This is a genomic window from Paraburkholderia sp. 31.1 (assembly GCF_014397645.1).
GTDB lineage: Bacteria > Pseudomonadota > Gammaproteobacteria > Burkholderiales > Burkholderiaceae > Paraburkholderia > Paraburkholderia tuberum.
In genome coordinates this window covers 111,300-129,750 of sequence record NZ_VZQN01000007.1, presented here as the reverse complement: position 1 = coordinate 129,750, position 18,451 = coordinate 111,300, and the positions used below count along the sequence as shown (strand labels likewise).

General features: G+C 64.7%; 23 protein-coding genes and 1 pseudogene. 9 read left to right on the top strand and 15 right to left on the bottom strand.

Annotation, left to right across the window (positions count from 1 at the left end):
* Window positions 1–3: 3 nt before the first annotated feature.
* A complete protein-coding gene (locus F6X37_RS06845) occupies window positions 4–537 on the top strand; it encodes a cytochrome b (protein WP_090810140.1) in 534 nt (177 codons plus the stop codon).
* A 164-nt stretch (window positions 538–701) separates the two neighbouring features.
* On the opposite strand, the gene F6X37_RS06840 is transcribed toward F6X37_RS06845, so the two are convergent.
* On the bottom strand, window positions 702–992 hold the full coding sequence (locus tag F6X37_RS06840) for a DUF1488 domain-containing protein (protein ID WP_026226687.1): 291 nt from the start codon (window positions 990–992) through the stop codon (window positions 702–704).
* Window positions 993–1,297: 305 nt separating this feature from the next.
* Here F6X37_RS06840 and F6X37_RS06835 point away from each other — a divergent pair, with 305 nt between their 5' ends.
* A complete protein-coding gene (locus F6X37_RS06835; protein WP_184066147.1) occupies window positions 1,298–1,606 on the top strand; it encodes a 2Fe-2S iron-sulfur cluster-binding protein in 309 nt (102 codons plus the stop codon).
* A 54-nt stretch (window positions 1,607–1,660) separates the two neighbouring features.
* On the opposite strand, the gene F6X37_RS06830 is transcribed toward F6X37_RS06835, so the two are convergent.
* From F6X37_RS06830 to F6X37_RS06820, 3 genes are read right to left on the bottom strand one after another with little or no spacing between them, the layout of a single operon-like run.
* The gene (locus tag F6X37_RS06830; protein WP_090806541.1) at window positions 1,661–1,855 is read right to left on the bottom strand and encodes a YqaE/Pmp3 family membrane protein; all 195 of its coding nucleotides are present in this window, start codon (window positions 1,853–1,855) and stop codon (window positions 1,661–1,663) included.
* Between the two features lie 21 nt (window positions 1,856–1,876).
* A complete protein-coding gene (locus F6X37_RS06825; RefSeq protein WP_187610763.1) occupies window positions 1,877–2,119 on the bottom strand; it encodes a DUF1653 domain-containing protein in 243 nt (80 codons plus the stop codon).
* A gap of 58 nt (window positions 2,120–2,177) precedes the next feature.
* Window positions 2,178–2,822, bottom strand: coding sequence for a transcriptional regulator (locus tag F6X37_RS06820; protein WP_187610762.1), 645 nt, complete (start codon window positions 2,820–2,822; stop codon window positions 2,178–2,180).
* 237 nt (window positions 2,823–3,059) lie between these two features.
* Between F6X37_RS06820 and F6X37_RS06815 the strand changes: the two genes are divergently transcribed.
* The 6 genes and pseudogenes from F6X37_RS06815 (at window position 3,060) to F6X37_RS06795 (ending at window position 7,032) form a co-directional block, all read left to right on the top strand.
* The gene (locus F6X37_RS06815) at window positions 3,060–3,278 is read left to right on the top strand and encodes a hypothetical protein (protein ID WP_184054544.1); all 219 of its coding nucleotides are present in this window, start codon (window positions 3,060–3,062) and stop codon (window positions 3,276–3,278) included.
* Window positions 3,279–3,877: 599 nt separating this feature from the next.
* Window positions 3,878–4,159 (top strand): hypothetical protein, encoded by a 282-nt coding sequence (locus F6X37_RS06810; protein ID WP_090810142.1) that lies wholly within the window; start codon window positions 3,878–3,880, stop codon window positions 4,157–4,159.
* 135 nt (window positions 4,160–4,294) lie between these two features.
* Window positions 4,295–4,564, top strand: a complete 270-nt coding sequence (infA, locus tag F6X37_RS06805) for a translation initiation factor IF-1 (protein WP_090806547.1) — start codon at window positions 4,295–4,297, stop codon at window positions 4,562–4,564.
* 381 nt (window positions 4,565–4,945) lie between these two features.
* Window positions 4,946–5,089, top strand: a pseudogene (locus F6X37_RS37890) (MFS transporter); the annotation flags it as partial.
* Window positions 5,090–5,297: 208 nt separating this feature from the next.
* A complete protein-coding gene (locus F6X37_RS06800) occupies window positions 5,298–5,873 on the top strand; it encodes an ANTAR domain-containing response regulator (RefSeq protein ID WP_090806551.1) in 576 nt (191 codons plus the stop codon).
* Window positions 5,874–5,880: 7 nt separating this feature from the next.
* On the top strand, window positions 5,881–7,032 hold the full coding sequence (locus F6X37_RS06795) for a CmpA/NrtA family ABC transporter substrate-binding protein (protein WP_187610761.1): 1,152 nt from the start codon (window positions 5,881–5,883) through the stop codon (window positions 7,030–7,032).
* A gap of 91 nt (window positions 7,033–7,123) precedes the next feature.
* Here the strand turns inward: F6X37_RS06795 and rhaS are convergent, their stop codons facing one another.
* The 6 genes from rhaS to rhaM all read right to left on the bottom strand — a co-directional run bounded on the left by rhaS (window position 7,124) and on the right by rhaM (window position 13,112).
* The gene (rhaS, locus tag F6X37_RS06790; RefSeq protein WP_184066155.1) at window positions 7,124–8,134 is read right to left on the bottom strand and encodes a rhamnose ABC transporter substrate-binding protein; all 1,011 of its coding nucleotides are present in this window, start codon (window positions 8,132–8,134) and stop codon (window positions 7,124–7,126) included.
* Between the two features lie 39 nt (window positions 8,135–8,173).
* The gene (locus F6X37_RS06785) at window positions 8,174–9,205 is read right to left on the bottom strand and encodes an ABC transporter permease (RefSeq protein ID WP_187610760.1); all 1,032 of its coding nucleotides are present in this window, start codon (window positions 9,203–9,205) and stop codon (window positions 8,174–8,176) included.
* Window positions 9,198–10,253: an ABC transporter permease gene (locus tag F6X37_RS06780; protein ID WP_018425424.1), complete on the bottom strand. Its 1,056-nt coding sequence runs from the start codon at window positions 10,251–10,253 to the stop codon at window positions 9,198–9,200. Before F6X37_RS06780 ends, F6X37_RS06785 begins: the two co-directional genes overlap by 8 nt.
* The gene (locus F6X37_RS06775; protein WP_187610759.1) at window positions 10,250–11,779 is read right to left on the bottom strand and encodes a sugar ABC transporter ATP-binding protein; all 1,530 of its coding nucleotides are present in this window, start codon (window positions 11,777–11,779) and stop codon (window positions 10,250–10,252) included. The genes F6X37_RS06780 and F6X37_RS06775 overlap by 4 nt, the downstream gene beginning before the upstream one ends.
* 47 nt (window positions 11,780–11,826) lie before the next feature.
* Entirely contained in the window at window positions 11,827–12,720 is an 894-nt protein-coding gene (locus F6X37_RS06770) for an amidohydrolase family protein (protein ID WP_187610758.1), read from the bottom strand.
* Window positions 12,721–12,794: 74 nt separating this feature from the next.
* Entirely contained in the window at window positions 12,795–13,112 is a 318-nt protein-coding gene (rhaM, locus tag F6X37_RS06765) for an L-rhamnose mutarotase (RefSeq protein ID WP_090806566.1), read from the bottom strand.
* Window positions 13,113–13,233: 121 nt separating this feature from the next.
* Here rhaM and F6X37_RS06760 point away from each other — a divergent pair, with 121 nt between their 5' ends.
* Entirely contained in the window at window positions 13,234–14,229 is a 996-nt protein-coding gene (locus tag F6X37_RS06760; RefSeq protein ID WP_184054564.1) for a LysR family transcriptional regulator, read from the top strand.
* Between the two features lie 19 nt (window positions 14,230–14,248).
* On the opposite strand, the gene F6X37_RS06755 is transcribed toward F6X37_RS06760, so the two are convergent.
* The 5 genes from F6X37_RS06755 to F6X37_RS06735 all read right to left on the bottom strand — a co-directional run bounded on the left by F6X37_RS06755 (window position 14,249) and on the right by F6X37_RS06735 (window position 18,288).
* Window positions 14,249–15,031 carry an SDR family NAD(P)-dependent oxidoreductase gene (locus tag F6X37_RS06755; RefSeq protein WP_187610757.1) on the bottom strand — a complete coding sequence of 261 codons (783 nt, stop codon included), beginning with the start codon at window positions 15,029–15,031 and terminating at the stop codon, window positions 14,249–14,251.
* A 57-nt stretch (window positions 15,032–15,088) separates the two neighbouring features.
* Window positions 15,089–16,267, bottom strand: a complete 1,179-nt coding sequence (gene rhmD, locus F6X37_RS06750; protein WP_184066173.1) for an L-rhamnonate dehydratase — start codon at window positions 16,265–16,267, stop codon at window positions 15,089–15,091.
* 110 nt (window positions 16,268–16,377) lie between these two features.
* Window positions 16,378–17,130: an SDR family NAD(P)-dependent oxidoreductase gene (locus F6X37_RS06745; protein WP_090810144.1), complete on the bottom strand. Its 753-nt coding sequence runs from the start codon at window positions 17,128–17,130 to the stop codon at window positions 16,378–16,380.
* A gap of 162 nt (window positions 17,131–17,292) precedes the next feature.
* Window positions 17,293–17,526: a hypothetical protein gene (locus F6X37_RS06740; protein WP_187610756.1), complete on the bottom strand. Its 234-nt coding sequence runs from the start codon at window positions 17,524–17,526 to the stop codon at window positions 17,293–17,295.
* Between the two features lie 144 nt (window positions 17,527–17,670).
* The gene (locus tag F6X37_RS06735) at window positions 17,671–18,288 is read right to left on the bottom strand and encodes a copper-binding protein (RefSeq protein WP_090806574.1); all 618 of its coding nucleotides are present in this window, start codon (window positions 18,286–18,288) and stop codon (window positions 17,671–17,673) included.
* Window positions 18,289–18,451 lie beyond the last annotated feature (163 nt).

Below are 18,451 nucleotides of genomic sequence, written 5' to 3'. Positions count from 1 at the left end.
TCGATGTCCTCATATAACCGCACGACGGACCGCTACACGAAGCCCGCGATTTTCTTTCACTGGATGATTTTTCTGCTGGTCGCGCTGGCCTATCTGGCCATCGAAATCCGCGGCCCGCGCGGCTCCGACAGCCGCGCGTTCTGGACCGGCGTGCATTTTTGGGCCGGCACGCTGGTGCTCGGGCTGGCCGTGTTGCGGCTGCTGTGGAGATTGTGGGCCGGCGCGCCGGAGGAGCTTGAAAGCAATCGGCTGCTCGCTTTTCTCGGGCGCTCCGCGCACCTCGCGCTCTATGTGTTCATCTTCGCGCAGCCGCTGCTCGGCATGCTGATGGTCAATGCGGGCGGGCGGCCGGTGTCGCTCGCATGGACGGACATCAGCTTCACGCTGGTGCGTGCGGATGCGATCGCGCGGCCGCTGTTGAAGGACGCGCACGAGTGGCTCGGCAACGTGTTCTATTGGGTGATCGGACTGCACGCGCTCGCGGCGATCGCGCACCATGTGGTGTTCAAGGATCGGGCGCTGCGGCGGATCATTTGAAGTAATGGAGTTGGCTGCGTGCCGCCGATGCATTGCACGCGGTCGCGGCTTGCGCGCAGGCCAGCCAGCGGCAGCGGCACGGGTGAATCCGAACTTCGCGCTTCGGCAGCAGTCGCGCTTGCCGAAGCTTCGGTACCGGTAGCCAGCCGATAGTTTCAGATCGGTCAGTTACGCCAGTTCGCCTCGTAAAACCGCACGTAACCGCTTCTGAGCACGAGACACTGCGCGCGCGTTTCCGACAACAGCCGGCGCGTGGCGGCCTCGATGCGCGGCCGGTGCGCGTCGAACGCGACGATCATGTCCTCCAGCCGGGGGGACGCGGCGCCGAAGTGATCTTCGAGCGCTTCCGCGGTGATCATGCACTCCACCCTCTGCCCATCGACCATTGCCGGAAACGCCAAAGTAAGTTCGCGACCTGAATATTCAGGGGCTTCGTTCGGGAATTGGATCTGCATGGGAGTCACCTGGAAGAGTGCGCGCACGATGCGCTCGGGTAATGCACGCGCTGATTGCTTGCTATCGCGTCCGCCGCTCGTTCCTCCTTGTCCCATGCAGCCGACGCGGGCCGTCGCCTCGACGCGGCATCGTCAGTTCGCGCCACGCGGAGGTGAATTGATTCACTTTAGACGAGTTCGGGCCAGGTGCAAGATTTCCCCGATTTTTTCTTGAAGGCGCGGCTGACGCGCCGATGTTGCGGCGCGGCATAAAGCGCTGTCCGATCCCGTGTAAAGTGTCGCGCACCTAGTCTTTGACCTGCACGATGTCCGCCCCCACCCGCCCGCCTGTGGTTCGCGTCGAACCGCTCGGCCAGAGCTTCGAAGCGCCCGATTCGCTGACGATTCTCGAAGCCGCCGCTTTCGCCAATCTGCGTTTGCCGCGTTCGTGCCGCAACGGCACGTGCCGAACATGCTTGTGCCGGATGACGTCTGGGCGTGTGCGCTACTCGATTGACTGGCCCGGCGTGAGCCGCGAGGAAAAGGCGGACGGCTATATCCTGCCGTGCGTGGCGGTCGCGGAAACCGACTTGGTGATCGAAGTGCCGGATGCGGTCGCGATACCGGCACGGTGAGCGGGAGCGTAGGGGCCTGGCGCCCCGCTAGCCGACGCTTTCACGCGCTGTGTCTTACCGCCCGTTGCCCATTGCGCGGGCGATTTTCTTGTCCGTGTTGTACTGGCTCAGCGAATACACCGACCAGATGGCCGCCGGCACCCAGCCGATCAGCGTGATTTGCAGAATCAGGCAGATGATGCCCGCAAACGGACGGCCGATCGTGAAAAACTGCAGCCACGGCAGAATGATGGCAAGCAACAGACGCATTCGGTTTTCCTGTTCCTGTGATTACGGCAGCATGGGTGAGTCCGCGGGGGACGCATCTGCCTCGTTGTTGAACTCATCGAGCGGCGCAAAACGCGGCACCTCGACGCCTTCCTGCTCTACCAGCTCGAAAAACACCGTCGCTGTACGGGTCCAGATCGTACCATTGGCCGCCTTGTAGACGATCATCGTGACCGTCGGATCCGATTCGAGCGTGGCCTCGCAGACCAGTTCGTAAATGCCGCCTTTGTAGTGTCGGTAGCGCATGGTGTGTGACCTTATTTTGGGCGTCGTCGAAGCATTTTCAAGCACGGCGCGCCTGAGCTCAGCCGCCCTCTTTCATCTGCTTCAGGATCTTGTAGACGGTCGCGCGGCCCATCGTCAGCACCGCGGCCACGTAATTCGCCGAGCTGCGGCCGCGAAACGCGCCCTGCGCGTGCAGCGCCTCGACGATTTCACGCTTGTGCTCGCGCGTCAGCGCATTGATGCCGATCTGCCGGTCACGCAGCCACGTGTGCAGATACGTGTTGATGCGGTCCTGCCAGTCGTCGCGGAACAGATCGTCGGCAGGCGCGTCCGTCATCGCGCCGCCCTTGATGAACAGATCGAGCGTCGAGCGCACATCCTCGAACACCGCGATGTTGAAGTTCACGCACAGGATGCCGGCGGGCTTGCCGTCGTCGTCGAACAGGATGTTGCTCACGCAGCGCATGCGGCGGCCGTCCCAGTTCAGTTTCTCGTAGGGGCCGATGGTCTGGCCGCGCGCCGCGAAGTGCGCGTCGTCGAGCACCGACGGCGCGCCCACATCGAGCCGCGACAGATTGTTCACCAGATACGCGATGGTCTGATCGCGCAGATCGTGAATCACCACCTCGGCGCACGGATAGAGCAGCGCGGCGATGCCGTCGGCGATCGGCGCGTAGCGCTTCAGCAGCAGGTCTTTGACAGGAGACACGTTCGGGTTGCGCATGGAAAAAACGCGAGGTTCGAAGGAGGCGGCGCGCAATAGCGGATGAAGACGAAGCCAGATGCCCGCAGTGGACGCCGGCGCGCCCGCTCGGTCCGCAATTCAGGAAGTCGCCATTGTAGCGGCCTCGCGCTGGCGCTGCGACTCGACGCCGGACGGCAATTTTGTCCACCTCGCGAGCGCATTTTTTTCGTGCGATAAACACTGATCCGCCGACACCCAACCGAACGGAGCCAACCGATGGCCACACTCGAAGCGCTTCGCGCCGTGCTCGACGACAAGCGCACGCCGGAGATCATTCGCAACCACATCATCGATTCGCTGCAGTACGCGCTGCGCAACCATGGTCAGGTCTTCACGGCCAAGGAAGTCGAATGGTTGACCGGCTGGGACGATGCGCGCCTGCCGCTGGCGGCCGCGCGCGAATTGCAGAAGCGCGTCGCCGAGACGTCGCGCTGACGCACGCGTTCGGATAGGAGCCTCGCGCGCGCAATTCGCGCGATTCGCAATTCGCGCGTCCGTCGCCCGTCCCGCCTCCGACACGACTTCGCCAACCGCCCGCGAAGCCCTGCCAGTCGGGCGTTCCGGTCGTGCGCTGAAGTTTGCACTATCCAATCAGCCCTATTTCAGGCATCATGTTGCAATTGTTGTACCTCGCACCCATATAGCACTGGCAGCACCAGGCAGTCTCAACCCGGCATCTCCGCACCACCCCCGACTGTTCGACCGCCCTTATCTGCGATCCCGTCACTCCGGCAATGCGCCGCCCGCATTCGCCGTCGCGAGAAGTACACCGAGCGGTTCAGCATCATGCGTCCGGCGCCCGAATTGACGCGCCGCTTCAGCGTTTTTTCGGTCGAATCCGCGTTTTTGCGCGACCGCTCGGGCCATTGTCATTGAGCCCGCCGGGTCTAGCAGGTCTGTGCCAACCATTTTTATCGCCGGCGCGCCCATCGGTGCTGCGCCGCCGGTCCGCGCCGTGACGCGTCAAAGGAGCGTTGCCGGAAGCAGCGCCCCGCACGCGGCGCGTGGACCACGCAATACAGGACATGTTTCTCATGAATTCAGCTGTCAGGACCTACAAGGGTTACGAAATTCACCCGCTCGTTTATCCGCGCCGCCCCGCGGGCGCGCAAGCGACCCGCAATCCGGGCGCCGGTTACGACGCTTCGGTGCGCATCTGCCGCGTCGGCGCCAATGCGGCGGCCGACGGCCGGGTATTTCGCCTGCAGTATCTGTTTCCGTTCGACGGCATGGGCAAGGCGCGCATCGCGTGCATGGCGCATGCGGAACGGCTGATCGACGGCCAGGTGAGCGGTCAGTCGGTCACCGATCTTTGAGCGGCGTCATCGGCGCGTCACTCATGTCGCGCAGCGTGCTTTCGGGCGCCGCTGCTTTTCAAACGAATCCACAGTCGCGCCGCTGGCAATGCCTGCGGCCGGTTTCCCCTTTATCCCATCGACCAGGAGTTATGCATGGCGAAAGAAGAACTGCTTGAACTTGACGGTATCGTCGACGAAGTGCTTCCGGATAGCCGCTACCGCGTGACGCTCGACAACGGCGTCGTGGTCGGCGCCTATGCGTCCGGGCGCATGCGCAAGAACCATATCCGTATTCTCGCGGGCGATCGCGTAACGCTCGAATTGTCGGTCTACGACCTGACCAAGGGGCGGATCAATTTCCGCCACAAGGACGAGCGTGCGAGTGGCGGCGGTGCGCCACGGCACGCGGCGCGGCGGAGGTAAGCAGGGGTCACGGCGCCGCCCTGCGTACCTGTGATGTTGTGCAGGCGATGCGGGCAGCCCGCCCGAACCCATGCGAAAGCGCGAGGCCCGACAGACTCGCGCCATACCTTCCGACTCCGCGTTCTGCTTGAACGCGCTACGTCAGCCTCGCCGCCCAAGCGCGTGAAATAGACGTCCCTGACATTCGGGATGCTCTCCAGCGCATGCGCGAACGTCGTACGCCGCAACACGCGCGGCGTCTTGATTGGAATCTGGCGGCACGCCGCTTCGGCGACCACGCACGTCGCAGCACGTCTCGCTAAACTCCAAACACCGCCCCCAAATCCTCCCCACCCGCGCTTTTGCGCACCTGCTCGACCACCCGGGCTCCTCCAGCTCCATCTGCGCCCGCTGCTGACCTCGATCAGCCCGTTGATGACAGCGATTCGCGACGCGACCGGCTTGAGCTTCTACGGCGCGTCATTGCTGACCAGTCTGCCGGTGGTCGCGACGAACGCGATGCGCCGCTTCGGTGCATCGGGCGTCCGCCGTCCTGCATGCCCCGCGCCGGTGCAGCGCGACCGGCGTGGCCGCGTCACCTCTTTCGCGGACGATTCGCAGCGATCGCCCGCAAAAAACCCGATCGATCCCCGCCATTCGCGCGAATGCGCTCACACACCTCGCCAAGCCCCGTCGCACGAAGGCTGGCATATCCATTGCTTTACTGATAGTCAGATGTCCCTTCCCCGACTCCATGCTGCGTGTTCTCCTTGTCACCGACACCGACAAACCCATCGGCGATCTGCGCGATGCGCTCGCCTGTCTCGGCTGCGAAATGCTCTCCGGCACCGCGACGCCGCAGGCGCTGCATCGCGCGGTTCAGGACGAGCGGCCCGACGTCATCATCATCGATACGGAGTCGCCGTCGCGCGATACGCTCGAACAGCTCGCCGTGATGCACGCGACCGCGCCGCGCCCCGTGCTGATGTTCAGCCACGACGCGAACCAGCAACTGATCCGCCAAGCGGTCAACGCGGGCGTCACCGCGTATCTGGTCGAAGGCCTCGCGACCGAGCGGCTCGCACCGATTCTCGAAGTCGCGCTCGCGCGTTTCGCGCAGGAGTCGCAATTGCGCGAGCGGCTCGCGCAGGCCGAAAACGAACTGGCCGAGCGCAAGCTGATCGATCGCGCGAAACGCCTGCTCATGGATCAGCAGAAACTCACCGAACCGGCCGCCTACGCGAGTCTGCGCAAACGCGCGATGAACCAGGGCGTCAAACTCGCCGAGGTGGCGCGCGAGGTCGTCGCGTCGGCCGGCTCGCTCAAATGATGCGCTCATGAATCCAGCCACTTCCGTCACCGCCGCGGCCTTTGCGGAGCCGCCTGAAAAGACCCATCTGCGGCTCGGTTTCGTCGCGTTGTCCGACGCGGCGCCGCTGATCGCGGCGAAGCTGCTCGAGTTCGGCCATGCGCACGGGCTCACGCTCGAACTGTGCCGCCAGCCGTCGTGGGCCGCCGTGCGCGACAAGCTGCTAGCCGGCGATCTCGACGCCGCGCACGCGCTTTACGGGCTCGTGTATGGCGTGCAACTCGGCCTCGGCGGCCCGCGCACCGACATGGCCGTGCTGATGGTGCTGAACCGCAACGGCCAGGCGATCACGCTGTCGAATCGGCTCGCCGATGCGCTCGCGAAGCATGGGACCTTGCGCGAGGCGCTCGCGACGCTCGGCCGCAAGCCGGTGTTCGCGCACACCTTCCCGACCGGCACGCATGCGATGTGGCTGTACTACTGGCTCGCGGCGCAAGGCGTCGATCCGTTGCGCGACATCGACAGTGTCGCGATTCCGCCGCCGCAAATGGTCGCCGCGCTTGCCGAAGACCGGCTCGACGGTCTGTGCGTCGGCGAGCCGTGGAATGAAATGGCCGAGGCGCATGGTGTCGGCAAAACGATCGCTTATTCGAGCGAGGTGTGGCCCGAGCATCCCGAGAAAGTGCTCGCCTGCCGACGCGATTTCGTCGATGCGCATCCGCGCACGACCCGCGCGCTCGTGCAGACCGTGCTCGAAGCGTGCCGCTGGCTCGACGGCGCCGGGCATCGCGACGAGATCGCCCGCTGGCTCGCGCGGCCCGATTACATCGGTATCGACGAGACGCTGATCGCGGCGCGGCTCGGCGACCACCTCGACCCGGCGAACCCGCGCCGCCTGCCGATGCGTTTCTTCGACGACGGCGCGGTCAACTATCCGCATCCATTCGAAGGCGCGTGGTTCCTCACGCAGTTCGAGCGCTGGGGGATCATCGATGCGCACAACGACTACGACGCGGTCGCCGCGCGCATCAACCAGACGCAGTTGTATCGCGAGGCCGCCGCGCGCGTGAACGTGCCGGTGCCCGGCGAGGACGTCACAAGGGAACTGATCGATGGCGCGGTGTGGGGAAGCGGCACACCATCCGCCGCTTATGCGCGGCGTTTTGCGATCCGCCGCTGAGCGGAGCGCACGCGAAATCCCCGAGATCCGCTGCGCCGACTGCCCACGACCCGCCAACGGCGATCAGGTGGACAGTCGGCGTTGCCGAAGCTCAGAAGTTGTACTTGTCGATGTTGCTCGCATCGAACGTGGTCGGCGGCCCGAGAATGATTTCGCCGTGCGCGCCAATCGTGCGCTTGCCGAGCTTGCCGGCGTCGAACGTTTCGCCCTCCTTACCCGTGATCGTGCCCGACGCGAGCGACGCCGCCGCGTACGCGGCCAGATAGCCGAGCTCGCTCGGATCCCACAACTGGAACGCGGTCACGGTGCCGTTCTTCACGAACGCGCGCATCTGGTTCGGCGTGCCGAGGCCCGTCACCGCCACCTTGCCCTTGCTCGACGACGACGAGATATAGCGCGCCGCCGCCGCGATGCCGACCGTCGTCGGCGCGACGATCGCCTTCAGGTTCGGATACGCCTGCAGCAAGCCCTGCGTTTCGACGAAGGACTTCTGATCGTCGTCGTTGCCGTACGCGATCTTGACGAGCTTGATCTTCGAGTACTCCGGTTTCTTCAGTTCCTCCTGCATCCACTTGATCCAGGTGTTCTGGTTCGTCGCGTTCGGCGTCGCCGACAGAATCGCGAACTCGCCCTCGCCGCCCATCAGCTTCGCGACCAGTTGCACCTGGCCGCGGCCGATGCCTTCGGCGTTCGCCTGATTGACGAACAGCTGGCGGCCCTCGGGCGCGGTGTCGGAGTCGAACGTGACGACCTTGATGCCCTGACCCATCGCCTTCTTCAGATACGGCACGACCGCGTTCGCATCGTTGGCGGCAATCACGATCGCATCCTGGTGCTGCGTGATCAGCGTGTTGATGTACGACACCTGCGACGACGCGCCCGCATCCGACGGCCCGACCGCCTTGCCCACGCCGCCGAATTCCTTGATCGCGGCGAGGCCGCCGTCGTCGGCGATCACTTCGTACGGGTTGTTGATCTGCTTCGGCACGAACGCGATCTTCAGCCCGCTTTTCAGTTCCGCGGCGAACGCGCCGCCGCAACTGATCGCGAGCAACGCGGCGCAGAGCGCGGCCATGCCGGTGTGACGTAGAGGTTTGAACATGAAGTGTCTCCTGCGTTGTTGTTGGACAGAGAGGGGAAGCTAGGTTGCGGATGGAGAAGACGTGGCTGCGGACTTCGCGATGAAACGCCGGTCGCGCGCCGCCCGCCAGCGCGCGACGAGGTTCGGAATCAGCACCGACGTGAGCAGCAGCACGCCGGTCACGATGGTCAGCGTTTCGCTCGATACGTCGACGAGCGTCAGCGCGTTCTTGAGCACGCCGATGATCAGCAGCGACAGCAGCACGCCGACCATCGAGCCGCGTCCGCCGAAAATGCTGACGCCACCGAACAGCACCGCGGCGATCACCGACAGCTCGAAGCCCTCGCCGTTGTCGCCGCGCGCGCTCGTGAAGCGCAGCGTATAGACGATGCCCGCGAGCGCGCTGACGAGACCCGACAGCACGAACAGGCGCAAGCGGATCTTCGCGACCTCGATGCCCGAGAACGCGGCGGCGGTCGGATTCGCGCCGATCGCATAGAGACTGCGGCCGAACGCGGTGGCTTGCAGCAGAACCGTGAACAGCACGGCGGCGACGATCACGATCACGAACGGCAACGGAATGAACGTGGGGCCAAGCGTGTTCATGCCGAACGCCGTATACGCGGCCGGAAAATCCGCGACCGCCTGATCGCCGAGCAGCACATACGCGAGACCGCGAAACAGCGCGAGCGTACCGATCGTGACCGCGAGCGACGGCAGGTTCAGCTTGACGATCACGAGGCCGTTCAGCAGGCCCGCCAGCGCGCCGGCGATCAGCACCAAAACGATCACGACCGGCATCGGCAGCCCCATGTGCCACAGCACGCCCATCAGCGCGCTCGACGCGCCCAGCACCGACGCGACCGACAGATCGATTTCGGCGGCGACGATGATCAGCGTCATCGGCAGCGCCATTAGCGCGATCTCGGTCAGATCGGCGAATACGTTGCTCAGGTTCGCGCCGGTCAGAAACACCGGCGACAGCCAGCGGCCCAACACCAGCGACACGATCAGCACGATCACCAGCAACACTTCCCATTGCAGCGGCGTTTCGCGCTTGCGCGTGAGCAGCGCGGAATCGGGTTTAGCCATGATCGCGTTTCCTCATCATGCGTTTGGCGACGGAGCGGGCCAGCAGCGTATCGGCGGCGATCGCGGCGACGATCAGCGCGCCCTGGATCGCCTGCTCCCAGAATGGCGACACGTGCAGCACGACGAGCGCGATGCTGATCACGCCGAGCACGAGCGCACCGAGCGTCGCGCCGAGGATCGTGCCGACGCCGCCCGTAATCGCGACACTGCCGACCACCGCCGCCGCGACGACCTGCAATTCGATGCCCTTCGCGGTGCTGGCATCGACGGTGCCGAAGCGCGCGAGCCACAACGCGCCCGCAAAGCCCGCAATCGCCCCGGACAACAAAAAGCCCGACATCACGCGACGCTCGACGTTCACACCCGCGAGCCGCGCGGCTTCCGGATTCGAGCCGATCGCATAGTGCTCGCGACCGCCGCGAAACTGCTTCAGATACACCGACAGGCCGGCGAGTACGACGATCGCGATCAGCGCGAGCGTCGGGATGCCGAGCAGCGTGCCGGTCGCGAGCCGCGAGTACGCGTCGGGCAGACTGGTCGCGTTGATCTGGCCGCCGTGCACCCATGCGTAATCGGCGCCGCGAAAGATGTACAGCGTCGACAGCGTCGCCACGAGCGAAGGCACGCGCCCCACCGCGACGAGCAGCGCATTGATGCCACCCGCGACGAGCCCGATCGCGAGCCCCGCGGCCAGCGCGACGAGCACCGGCATATGCGGGAACGCAACGTACAGGCTGCCCACCGCGTACGCGCTGATACCCACCGTCGAGCCGACCGACAGATCGATATGCCGCATCAGGATCACGACGGTCATCCCAGCCGTCAGCAGCCCGATGATCGACACGTTCAGCAGCACGTCGCGCAGGTTCTGCAGATTCAGGAACTGCGGCTTCGCAAGCCCGGTCCCCGCGATCAGCAGGATCAGCACGACGAACAACGTGGTTTCGCGGCTCTTCGCGACGCTCGCGACGAGGCCGCCCGATGAAGCCGCGGAACGCTTCGGCAGCGACTGCCGCACCGGCGCGGGATGGGTCGAATGGCGCATCATGCTGCACGTCCCAATGGTGAAAGTCCCTGACCGAGCGCGGCGCCCATGATGCGCTCCTCGTTCGCGTCGGCGCGCGCGAGCTCCGCGCTGATGCGGCCTTCGTGCATCACGAGCACGCGATCGGCCATACCGAGCACCTCGGGCAACTCGCTCGAAATCATCAGCACGGCCATGCCATCGCGCACGAGTTCGGCGAGCGCGCCATACACCTCGGCTTTCGCGCCAACGTCGATGCCGCGTGTCGGTTCGTCGATGATCAGCACTTTCGGGCCGGTCGCGAGCCACTTGCCGAGCACGACCTTCTGCTGGTTGCCGCCGGACAGCGTACCGACCGGCGCCCCCGGGTCGCTCGCCTTCAGGCGCAGACGCGTGCCCCACTGGTTGGCGAGCCGCGTTTCGCTGCGCGTCGAAATGAGCCCATGCCGAACGAGTCGTCCGAGCACCGTCATCGACGCATTGCGCGCGATGCTCAGTTCGAGCGCGAGCCCTTGCTGGCGGCGATCCTCCGGCACCAGCGCGAGCCCGGCGCGCACCGCGGCCGCGGGCTTGCCGGTGTCGAGCCGCTTGCCGGTCAGCCACACTTCGCCCGAATCGAGCGGATCGATACCGAAGATCGCCCGCGCGACCTCGCTGCGTCCCGCGCCGACGAGGCCCGCGAGCGCGACGATCTCGCCGGCGCGCACGTCGAACGAGACATCCTTGAACACGCCGATGCGCGTCAAGCCGCGCACCGACAGACGCACGTCGCCCGGTGTGCAATCGGCCTTCGGATAGAACGTTTGCAGATCGCGGCCGACCATCTTGGCGACGATCGCGTCGGTGCTCAGATCGGCGGTCAGCGCGTCGAAGACTTTCGCGCCGTCGCGCATGATCGTCACGCGCTGCGTCAGCGCGAATACTTCGTCGAGCCGGTGCGTGATGAACAGAATCGCGACGTCGCGTTCGCGCAGCTTGCGCACGATCGCGAAGAGCCGCTCGACTTCGGGCAGCGACAACGCGGCCGTCGGTTCATCCATGATCAGCACGCTCGCGTTCAGCGACAACGCCTTCGCGATTTCGATCACCTGCTGATCCGCGATCGACAGACCACGCACCAGTTGATCCGCGCGCAACTCGACGCCGAGCGACGCGAGCAGTCCGTCCACTTCGCGATGCATCGCGTCGTACTGGATGCGGCCGAAGCGGTCGACCGGCTGCCGGCCCATGAAGATGTTCTCCGCGATCGACAGATCGAAGAACAACGTCGGCTCCTGATAGATGACCGCGAGCCCGGCGTCGCGCGCTTCGGCCGGCGTCGCGAAGCGGCGTGGCTCGCCGTTCACCACAAGCTCGCCGGCGTCGGGCTGATGCACCCCGGCGAGAATTTTCACGAGCGTCGATTTGCCCGCGCCGTTCTCGCCGAGCAGCGCATGCACCTCGCCGGGCCACAGCACGAGGTCGCCGTCGGACAGCGCGCGCACCCGGCCGAAGGATTTGCTCGCGTGCCGCAATTCGAGTCGCGGCACCGTGGAAGGGGATGGCTGCACTGCGTGTCTCCTTTTTTGCGGCTGTCTTCTCTTCGACGCGCCGCGCGTCAAATCCGGTAGTACCGTTGCGCGTTGCGCCGAAACAGCGCGTCCTTCTCAGCCTCGCTCGCATCGCCAATGATCGCCGCATACGCGCGCCACAAATCCGTATACGAACCAAACAGCCGGTCGACGGGAAAATTCGACGCGAACATCGCACGTTCGACGCCGAACGTATCGATCGTTTCGAGCACATAAGGCCGCAGGCTTTCGACGGTCCAGTGATGATCGAACATCGCGAGCCCGCTGATCTTCACCGCGACGTTCGGACACGCCGCGAGCAGGCGCATGCCTTCGCGCCACGCGCGGTAACCGGCCACGCTATTACGATCGACGAACATGCCCGCATGATTGACGACCAGAAGCGTGTCCGCATGCGCACGCGCCAAGGCGGCCGCCTCTTCCATTTGCGACGGATACAGTTGCAGATCGAACGACAGGTCGTAACGGCGCAGCAACGCGAAATGCTCGCGCCACCGCGGCTCGCGCATGTAATGACGGCCGACGTAATCGAACAGTTTGTTGTCGTGCACGTTGAGAATCTGCCGGATGCCGCGCGTATTCGCGAACGACGCATGCGCTTCGAGCAACGCGGGCGCATTTTGCGCGGACAGGTCCACGGCGGCGACGATCGCATTCGGCATGCCGCGCGAGGCGTCGCGATCCGCGATCGACTGCAACCAGCGCGTTTCCTCGACGGGATCGGCCGGATCGTGATTCGCTTCGACGTGCACGAGCTTCAGCACGTCGATGTCGCCCGCTTCACTGAGCAGATCGTCGAGCAGATAGTCGTGCTTCAGATCGCGCGCATCGCCGACGAACGACACGCCCGGGTTCTCCAGCCACGGATAGCGATGCGTCTTCAGATCCCACAGATGGATATGCGAATCGACAACCTGCATGCGGCACCTTCGTTCGGTGAAAAGCGTTTCGAGGTTCGTGCGTCGTTGCGGGGTTCAGCTGGGTTCAGCTCGACTCAATGACTGAGACGAAAGACCGGTTCGAGCGTCTGCGACAGCGGCGTGTGATCGGGCGCGGTCTGCATGATGTCGGCCATGTAATCCCACCATTTGCGCATCACGTCGAGTTGCGGCAACTGGTCCATCGTATGATCGCTGGTGCGCGAGAGCACCGCGAAAAGATGATGCGTGTCGGGGTCGAAAAAAATCCGGTAGTCGCGCACGCCGGCGTTGTGCAGCGCGTCAACGAGCTCGGGCCAGATCTGCGTATGACGCCGTTCGTATTCTTCGCGCATGCCGGGGTTCAGCACCATCCGAAAAGCGATTGTCTCCATGGCGGCCTGTCTCCTGTCGACCTCTTCGAACGACTATAATTCCTGCATCGATAGCCTCTCAATCCGTTGTTGGGATTGGTCGATCCACAAACCGAATCGCACGGGCACTCCTACTGGCACCATGAGCCAACATTCAGCCGCCGTCGCACTCGTCAATCGTCTCAAGTTCAAGCATCTCGCCCTGCTCGTCGCACTCGACGACACCCGCAACCTGCATCAGGCCGCCGAGGCCGTCAACGTCGCGCAACCGAGCGCGAGCCGCATGCTCGGCGACATCGAGGAAGCGTTCGGCTTCCTGCTGTTCGAGCGCAACGCGCGCGGCATGACGCCGACGCCGCTCGGCGTCGTCACGCTCGCTTACGCGCGCCGTGCGCTCGCCGAGCTCACACGCTTCGCCGAAGACCTCGATGTCAAACGCCGCGGCGGTCACGGCCAGTTGACCGTCGGCGCGATCATGGGCGCCGCGCCCGATCTGCTGGCGATGTCGGTCGCCGCGCTGAAGACCGAAAGCCCGCTGCTCAGCGTGCGCATCCTCGGTGAAACAAGCGATCAGGTCGTGCAATTGCTGCATCGGCGCGAGGTCGATCTCGCGCTGGGGCGCCTGACCAACCCTCTGCAGCACAACGACTTCAGCTTCGAGCCGCTCGCGCGCGAAACGCTGCTGCTCGTCGTTCGCGCCGTGCATCCGCTCGCGCGGCGCACGCGCATCACGTTGCGCGAACTGGTCGCGTGGCCGTGGGTTGCGCAACCCGTCACGAGTCCGGCGCGCGTGCTGTTCGAGGAAGAACTCGCGCGTGCCGGGCTCGCCACGCCAGTCAATCTGACCGAATGCGCGTCGATCTTCGCGACGCTGCAATTGCTCGAGAATTACGATGCGGTCGCGATGCTGCCTGAGTCGGTCGTGCGCGATCATGTGCGCGGCGGGCTGCTGGTCGCGCTGCCACTCGAAATCGGCAAGAGTCTCGCCGGTTTCGGCATTCTCACGCGCAAGGAAGAGCAGCTCGCCGAGCCGGCGCTGCGCTTCATCGAACTGCTGCGCGGCTTCTCGCGCGACCTCGCGCGCGACGATCCGGCCGCCGCACCCGGCACGCCGACTACGCCCGTCACGGTCAATTGACGCCCGCATCGCGCATCGCCTATTGCAGGTTCACGAACAGGCCGCCGTCGACGAGCAGCGCGGCGCCCGTCACATAGCGCGCGCGGTCCGAGGCGAGAAACACGACGCAATCGGCGACGTCGTCGGGACGCCCGAGGCGGCCAAGCGGAATGCGCTTTTCGAAGTAGGCCTTCTTCGCTTCGTCGGCGAGATCTTCGGCGTTCAGATCGGTCGCGATCGTGCCCGGCATGACAGAGTTGCAGCGGATGCCGAACGGCCCCAACGCGATCGCGCACGACTGCATCAGCGAATGCACACCGGCCTTGGTCGGCGTGTAATGCGTTTGCATGCCGCCGCCCACCAACGCGCTGATCGAACTCGTCGCGACGATCGCGCCGCCGGTGCCCTGCTGTTTCATCTGCTGCGCGGCAGCCTGTGTCACGAAGAACGCGCCGTTCAGATTGACCGCGACCGTCGATTCGAGCACGTCCGCCGGCATGTCGAGAAACGCGTGAAACGGGCAGATGCCGGCATTGCTCGCGAGCACGTCGAGCTTGCCGAACGCGTCGAGCGTCCGTCGCACCAGCTCCTGGCCGGTGTCGCGCGCCGCGACGTTGCCTTCCACCGCGATCACGCGCCGCCCCAACGCCTCGATTTCGCCGACGACTTCCTCGACCGCCGAGCGCCGGCCATACGATGCGTCGTTGTCGCCCCAGTAGTTGATCGCCACGTCCGCGCCTTCGCGCGCGCAGGCCACCGCGATCGCGCGTCCGATGCCGCGCGAGCCACCGGTGACGATCACGACTTTGTCCTTGAGCAGCACCCTAATCTCCTTTGCGGCGATTCGCCGTTCGGCACAGGTTCAAAACGTTCGACACGTTCAATGCTGATAAGGCCGCACCAGCGCGCATTCCGGATTGAGCCGCACGCCAAAGCCAGGCGTGTCCGGCACCTTCATGCGCCCGTTCACCGGCACCGGCTCGTCGAGCAGCAGCGGATTGAACATCGGCACGACCTCGTCGGCTTTCGGCGCCATCATCAGAAACTCGGAGAACGGCGAGTTATGGCGCGTGACGACGAAGTGATAGCTATACACCGACGACCCATGCGGCACCACCATCACGTTGTGCGCATCGGCGAGCGCGGAAATCTTGATCAGCTCGGTGATGCCGCCGCACCAGCCGACGTCGGGCTGGATCAGATCGCAGCACTGCATCTCCAGCAGCATCCGGAAGCCCCAGCGCGTCGCCTCGTGCTCGCCGGTCGACACCATCATGCCGCGTGGCACGTTGCGGCGCAGTTCGGCGTAACCCCAGTAATCGTCGGGAGGAAGACATTCCTCGACCCATTTGAGGCCGTATTCGTGCGCGCCTTGCGCGAGCCGCGTCGCGTAGCGCAGGTCGAGGCTCATCCAGCAGTCGTACATCAGCCAGAAGTCGTCGCCGACGCGCGAGCGCATGTCGGCGAGCTTGTCGAGGTTTTGCCTGAGTCCGTCTTCGCCTTCCGCGGGACCATGCTGCAACGGCAGCTTGCCGCCGATGAAGCCCATCTCCTTCGCGAGATCGGGCCGCGCGCCGGTCGCATAGAACACCAGCTCGTCGCGCACCGGACCGCCCAATAGTTGATACACGGGCTCCTTGCGAACCTTCGCGAGCAGATCCCACAGCGCGAGATCGACACCGGAAATCGTGTTCAGCACGACGCCCTTGCGCCCGTAGTACAGCGTCGCGAAGTACATCTGATCCCACATCTTCTCGATGTCGGTCACCAGCTGCCCTTCGAGAAAACGCGCGAGATGCTTTTCGACGATGAACGCGCCGATCTCGCCGCCGGTCGTCACCGCGAAGCCCACGGTGCCGTCGCTCGCTTCGATCTCGACGACCAGCGTGCCGAGCACATTGATGCCGAACGACTGGCGGCTCTGGCGGTACTCGGGATAACGCGCCATCGGCGTCGCGATGTGATCGTCGATCCAGTGTCCGCCGGCCTGGTCGTGATAGTCCGCGCCGCCGCCGCGAACGATGAAGGCACGCACGTGCCGGATGGTAGGCATGGCCATGAAAGGGCTCCGTGAGAGAGGCGTCGAAGCGGCTCGACAACGCGCGTTCGACGCGTGTGCAATACGCTGCCGGACGTGAGCACTGCGTGAGCAATGCGCGAGCAGCGCGCTCAATAGGTGGCGCGGCCGCCCGACAGGTCGAATACCGAGCCGGTGCTGAACGCGCAGTCTTCGGAAGACAGCCACAGGATCAGCGACGCCGCTTCTTCCGGCAGCAGGAAACGGTTCATCGGAATCTTCGACAGCATGTAGTCGATGTGCTGCTGCGACATCGAATCGAAGATTTCGGTCTTGGCCGCGGCCGGCGTGACCGCATTGACGAGGATGTTTCTGGTCGCGAGTTCCTTGCCGAGCGACTTGGTGAGCCCGATCAACCCCGCTTTCGATGCGCTGTAGTGCGAAGCATTCGGATTGCCCTCCTTGCCCGCCACCGACGCGATATTGACGATGCGGCCGTAGCCCTGCTTCAGCATCTGCGGCACGACCGCGCGGCAGGTCAGGTAAGGGCCGATCAGATTCACGTCGATCACGCGGCGCCACATGTCGGGCGCAAGCTCCCAGGTCGTGCCGTTGCCGCCGGTGATGCCCGCGCAGTTGATCAGCACGTCGATCGAGCCGTGCCCGGCGACCGTTTGCGCGGTGGCCTGCTGAACCGCGGCGTCGTCGGTCAGCTCGACCGTGATGGCGCTGACCTTACCGAGTTCGCTCAGCTCGCGCTGGCTGCGCGCGAGCCGTTCGCTGTCGACGTCCCACAATGCGACCGACGCGCCCGAGCGCAACGCCCGCTGCGCGACCGCGTAGCCGATGCCACGCGCGCCGCCGGTGATGACGACCGTGCGCCCCTCCAGATCGATCCGATTCATTGCTGTGCTCCTGTAGGCCGCCGTGCGGCGTGCCATCGAGTTGTTGTATATCGCTGCAGTCAATATACGGGCGGTGCGATGCGCCAACAATTCGACTATTCGCGGGGGCGATAGCAAAAGTGGATCGGCAGCGGGAGCGGGCGCTAAAGGGAAGCGAAGCGGCTAATCATCGGCAGCGACGAAAAGCATCGAGACATACAGAATGGTCGACACGACGATGATGCCGACGCCGACCAGCACCTTGGTCTGGTCGAAGTTGATCCCGCCGATGAGCGCTATGCCGATCCCGAACACCGACGATAACGTGCCGAGCGCCGCGAGGCCCACGTGTATCTTGCTGCGGACCAGCCGTTTGCGCTCCGATTCGGCAGTGGTTTCCGTTTCGCTCTGTTCCATTCCCCGCTCCTTCGCGCGCGACGCGATGACCATCGTGAAACCTGAGCCGCAATGGCCGGCGCTGCGTCGAACCGCCGGTTGCGGTTCGACGCAGCGCACCTCGATACGCTTCAGCGTAGTTTATTTAAGCCTTCTCGATCGCCGTTATTTGACGTCCGCGCCATTGCGCGACACCGACGCCGCGATGGCCGAGACGAACACCGCGCGCACCGAATCGCCGACCTTCAGTTTCTCGAGCGCAATGTCCGGCGCCACGTCGAGCGTTTCCGTGCGCGACGGCCCGCGCAGCGTGATCGTGCGCTTCTTGCGATCGATCTTGCGCACCGTCGCGACGACCTCGATGCGCCGCGCCGATGCAACGACACCGTTGGCCGCGGGCTGCGTGACTTCGGTATCGATGCGCTGGCGGATTCCGTTCGGCGCGAGTTTGTCGACGCCGACCAGCACCGCCTTCTTGTACGCAATCGTCACGACGTCGCCGACATGCAGCTTGCTGACGTCGGCGGCTTGCGGATTCACGTCGAAAGTTTCCTCGCCGCCTTGCGGGCCGCGCAGCGTCACGCTGTTCGTCGCGGGATCGATCGCGACGACGCGCGCCTGAACGTGCAGCAGCGCGGCGGCGCCAATTGCCCGCTGTTCCGGCGCGGACGCGGCCGCGTTGTCCTGTGCCAGCGCCGGACCCGCCGCGGCGACGCAAACCACCAACGCAACCGCGATCGCCTTCACCTGCATGAGCCCGGAGTCCGTTGAATTACAAGCCATGAAATGCTCCTTTTGATTGCGTCGATGTTACGGCAAATGTTTTGTCGCAGATCGCGTACTACGCTTAGCACCGGCAAGTGCAGTCGCTTCGAATAAAAAGAAAAACGGACTATTAATCGCCTTTATCGGACGGGGTTACGCTTTCTGAAACCAATGGCGGTTC

What these genes read in the sequence shown, in the direction of transcription:
- F6X37_RS06845 (WP_090810140.1), top strand. Translation starts at nt 4, where the DNA reads ATGTCCTCATATAACCGCACGACGGACCGCTACACGAAGCCCGCGATT.
- F6X37_RS06840 (WP_026226687.1), bottom strand. Translation starts at nt 992, where the DNA reads ATGCAGATCCAATTCCCGAACGAAGCCCCTGAATATTCAGGTCGCGAA.
- F6X37_RS06835 (WP_184066147.1), top strand. Translation starts at nt 1,298, where the DNA reads ATGTCCGCCCCCACCCGCCCGCCTGTGGTTCGCGTCGAACCGCTCGGC.
- F6X37_RS06830 (WP_090806541.1), bottom strand. Translation starts at nt 1,855, where the DNA reads ATGCGTCTGTTGCTTGCCATCATTCTGCCGTGGCTGCAGTTTTTCACG.
- F6X37_RS06825 (WP_187610763.1), bottom strand. Translation starts at nt 2,119, where the DNA reads ATGCGCTACCGACACTACAAAGGCGGCATTTACGAACTGGTCTGCGAG.
- F6X37_RS06820 (WP_187610762.1), bottom strand. Translation starts at nt 2,822, where the DNA reads ATGCGCAACCCGAACGTGTCTCCTGTCAAAGACCTGCTGCTGAAGCGC.
- F6X37_RS06815 (WP_184054544.1), top strand. Translation starts at nt 3,060, where the DNA reads ATGGCCACACTCGAAGCGCTTCGCGCCGTGCTCGACGACAAGCGCACG.
- F6X37_RS06810 (WP_090810142.1), top strand. Translation starts at nt 3,878, where the DNA reads ATGAATTCAGCTGTCAGGACCTACAAGGGTTACGAAATTCACCCGCTC.
- infA (WP_090806547.1), top strand. Translation starts at nt 4,295, where the DNA reads ATGGCGAAAGAAGAACTGCTTGAACTTGACGGTATCGTCGACGAAGTG.
- F6X37_RS06800 (WP_090806551.1), top strand. Translation starts at nt 5,298, where the DNA reads ATGCTGCGTGTTCTCCTTGTCACCGACACCGACAAACCCATCGGCGAT.
- F6X37_RS06795 (WP_187610761.1), top strand. Translation starts at nt 5,881, where the DNA reads ATGAATCCAGCCACTTCCGTCACCGCCGCGGCCTTTGCGGAGCCGCCT.
- rhaS (WP_184066155.1), bottom strand. Translation starts at nt 8,134, where the DNA reads ATGTTCAAACCTCTACGTCACACCGGCATGGCCGCGCTCTGCGCCGCG.
- F6X37_RS06785 (WP_187610760.1), bottom strand. Translation starts at nt 9,205, where the DNA reads ATGGCTAAACCCGATTCCGCGCTGCTCACGCGCAAGCGCGAAACGCCG.
- F6X37_RS06780 (WP_018425424.1), bottom strand. Translation starts at nt 10,253, where the DNA reads ATGATGCGCCATTCGACCCATCCCGCGCCGGTGCGGCAGTCGCTGCCG.
- F6X37_RS06770 (WP_187610758.1), bottom strand. Translation starts at nt 12,720, where the DNA reads ATGCAGGTTGTCGATTCGCATATCCATCTGTGGGATCTGAAGACGCAT.
- rhaM (WP_090806566.1), bottom strand. Translation starts at nt 13,112, where the DNA reads ATGGAGACAATCGCTTTTCGGATGGTGCTGAACCCCGGCATGCGCGAA.
- F6X37_RS06760 (WP_184054564.1), top strand. Translation starts at nt 13,234, where the DNA reads ATGAGCCAACATTCAGCCGCCGTCGCACTCGTCAATCGTCTCAAGTTC.
- rhmD (WP_184066173.1), bottom strand. Translation starts at nt 16,267, where the DNA reads ATGGCCATGCCTACCATCCGGCACGTGCGTGCCTTCATCGTTCGCGGC.
- F6X37_RS06745 (WP_090810144.1), bottom strand. Translation starts at nt 17,130, where the DNA reads ATGAATCGGATCGATCTGGAGGGGCGCACGGTCGTCATCACCGGCGGC.
- F6X37_RS06740 (WP_187610756.1), bottom strand. Translation starts at nt 17,526, where the DNA reads ATGGAACAGAGCGAAACGGAAACCACTGCCGAATCGGAGCGCAAACGG.
- F6X37_RS06735 (WP_090806574.1), bottom strand. Translation starts at nt 18,288, where the DNA reads ATGGCTTGTAATTCAACGGACTCCGGGCTCATGCAGGTGAAGGCGATC.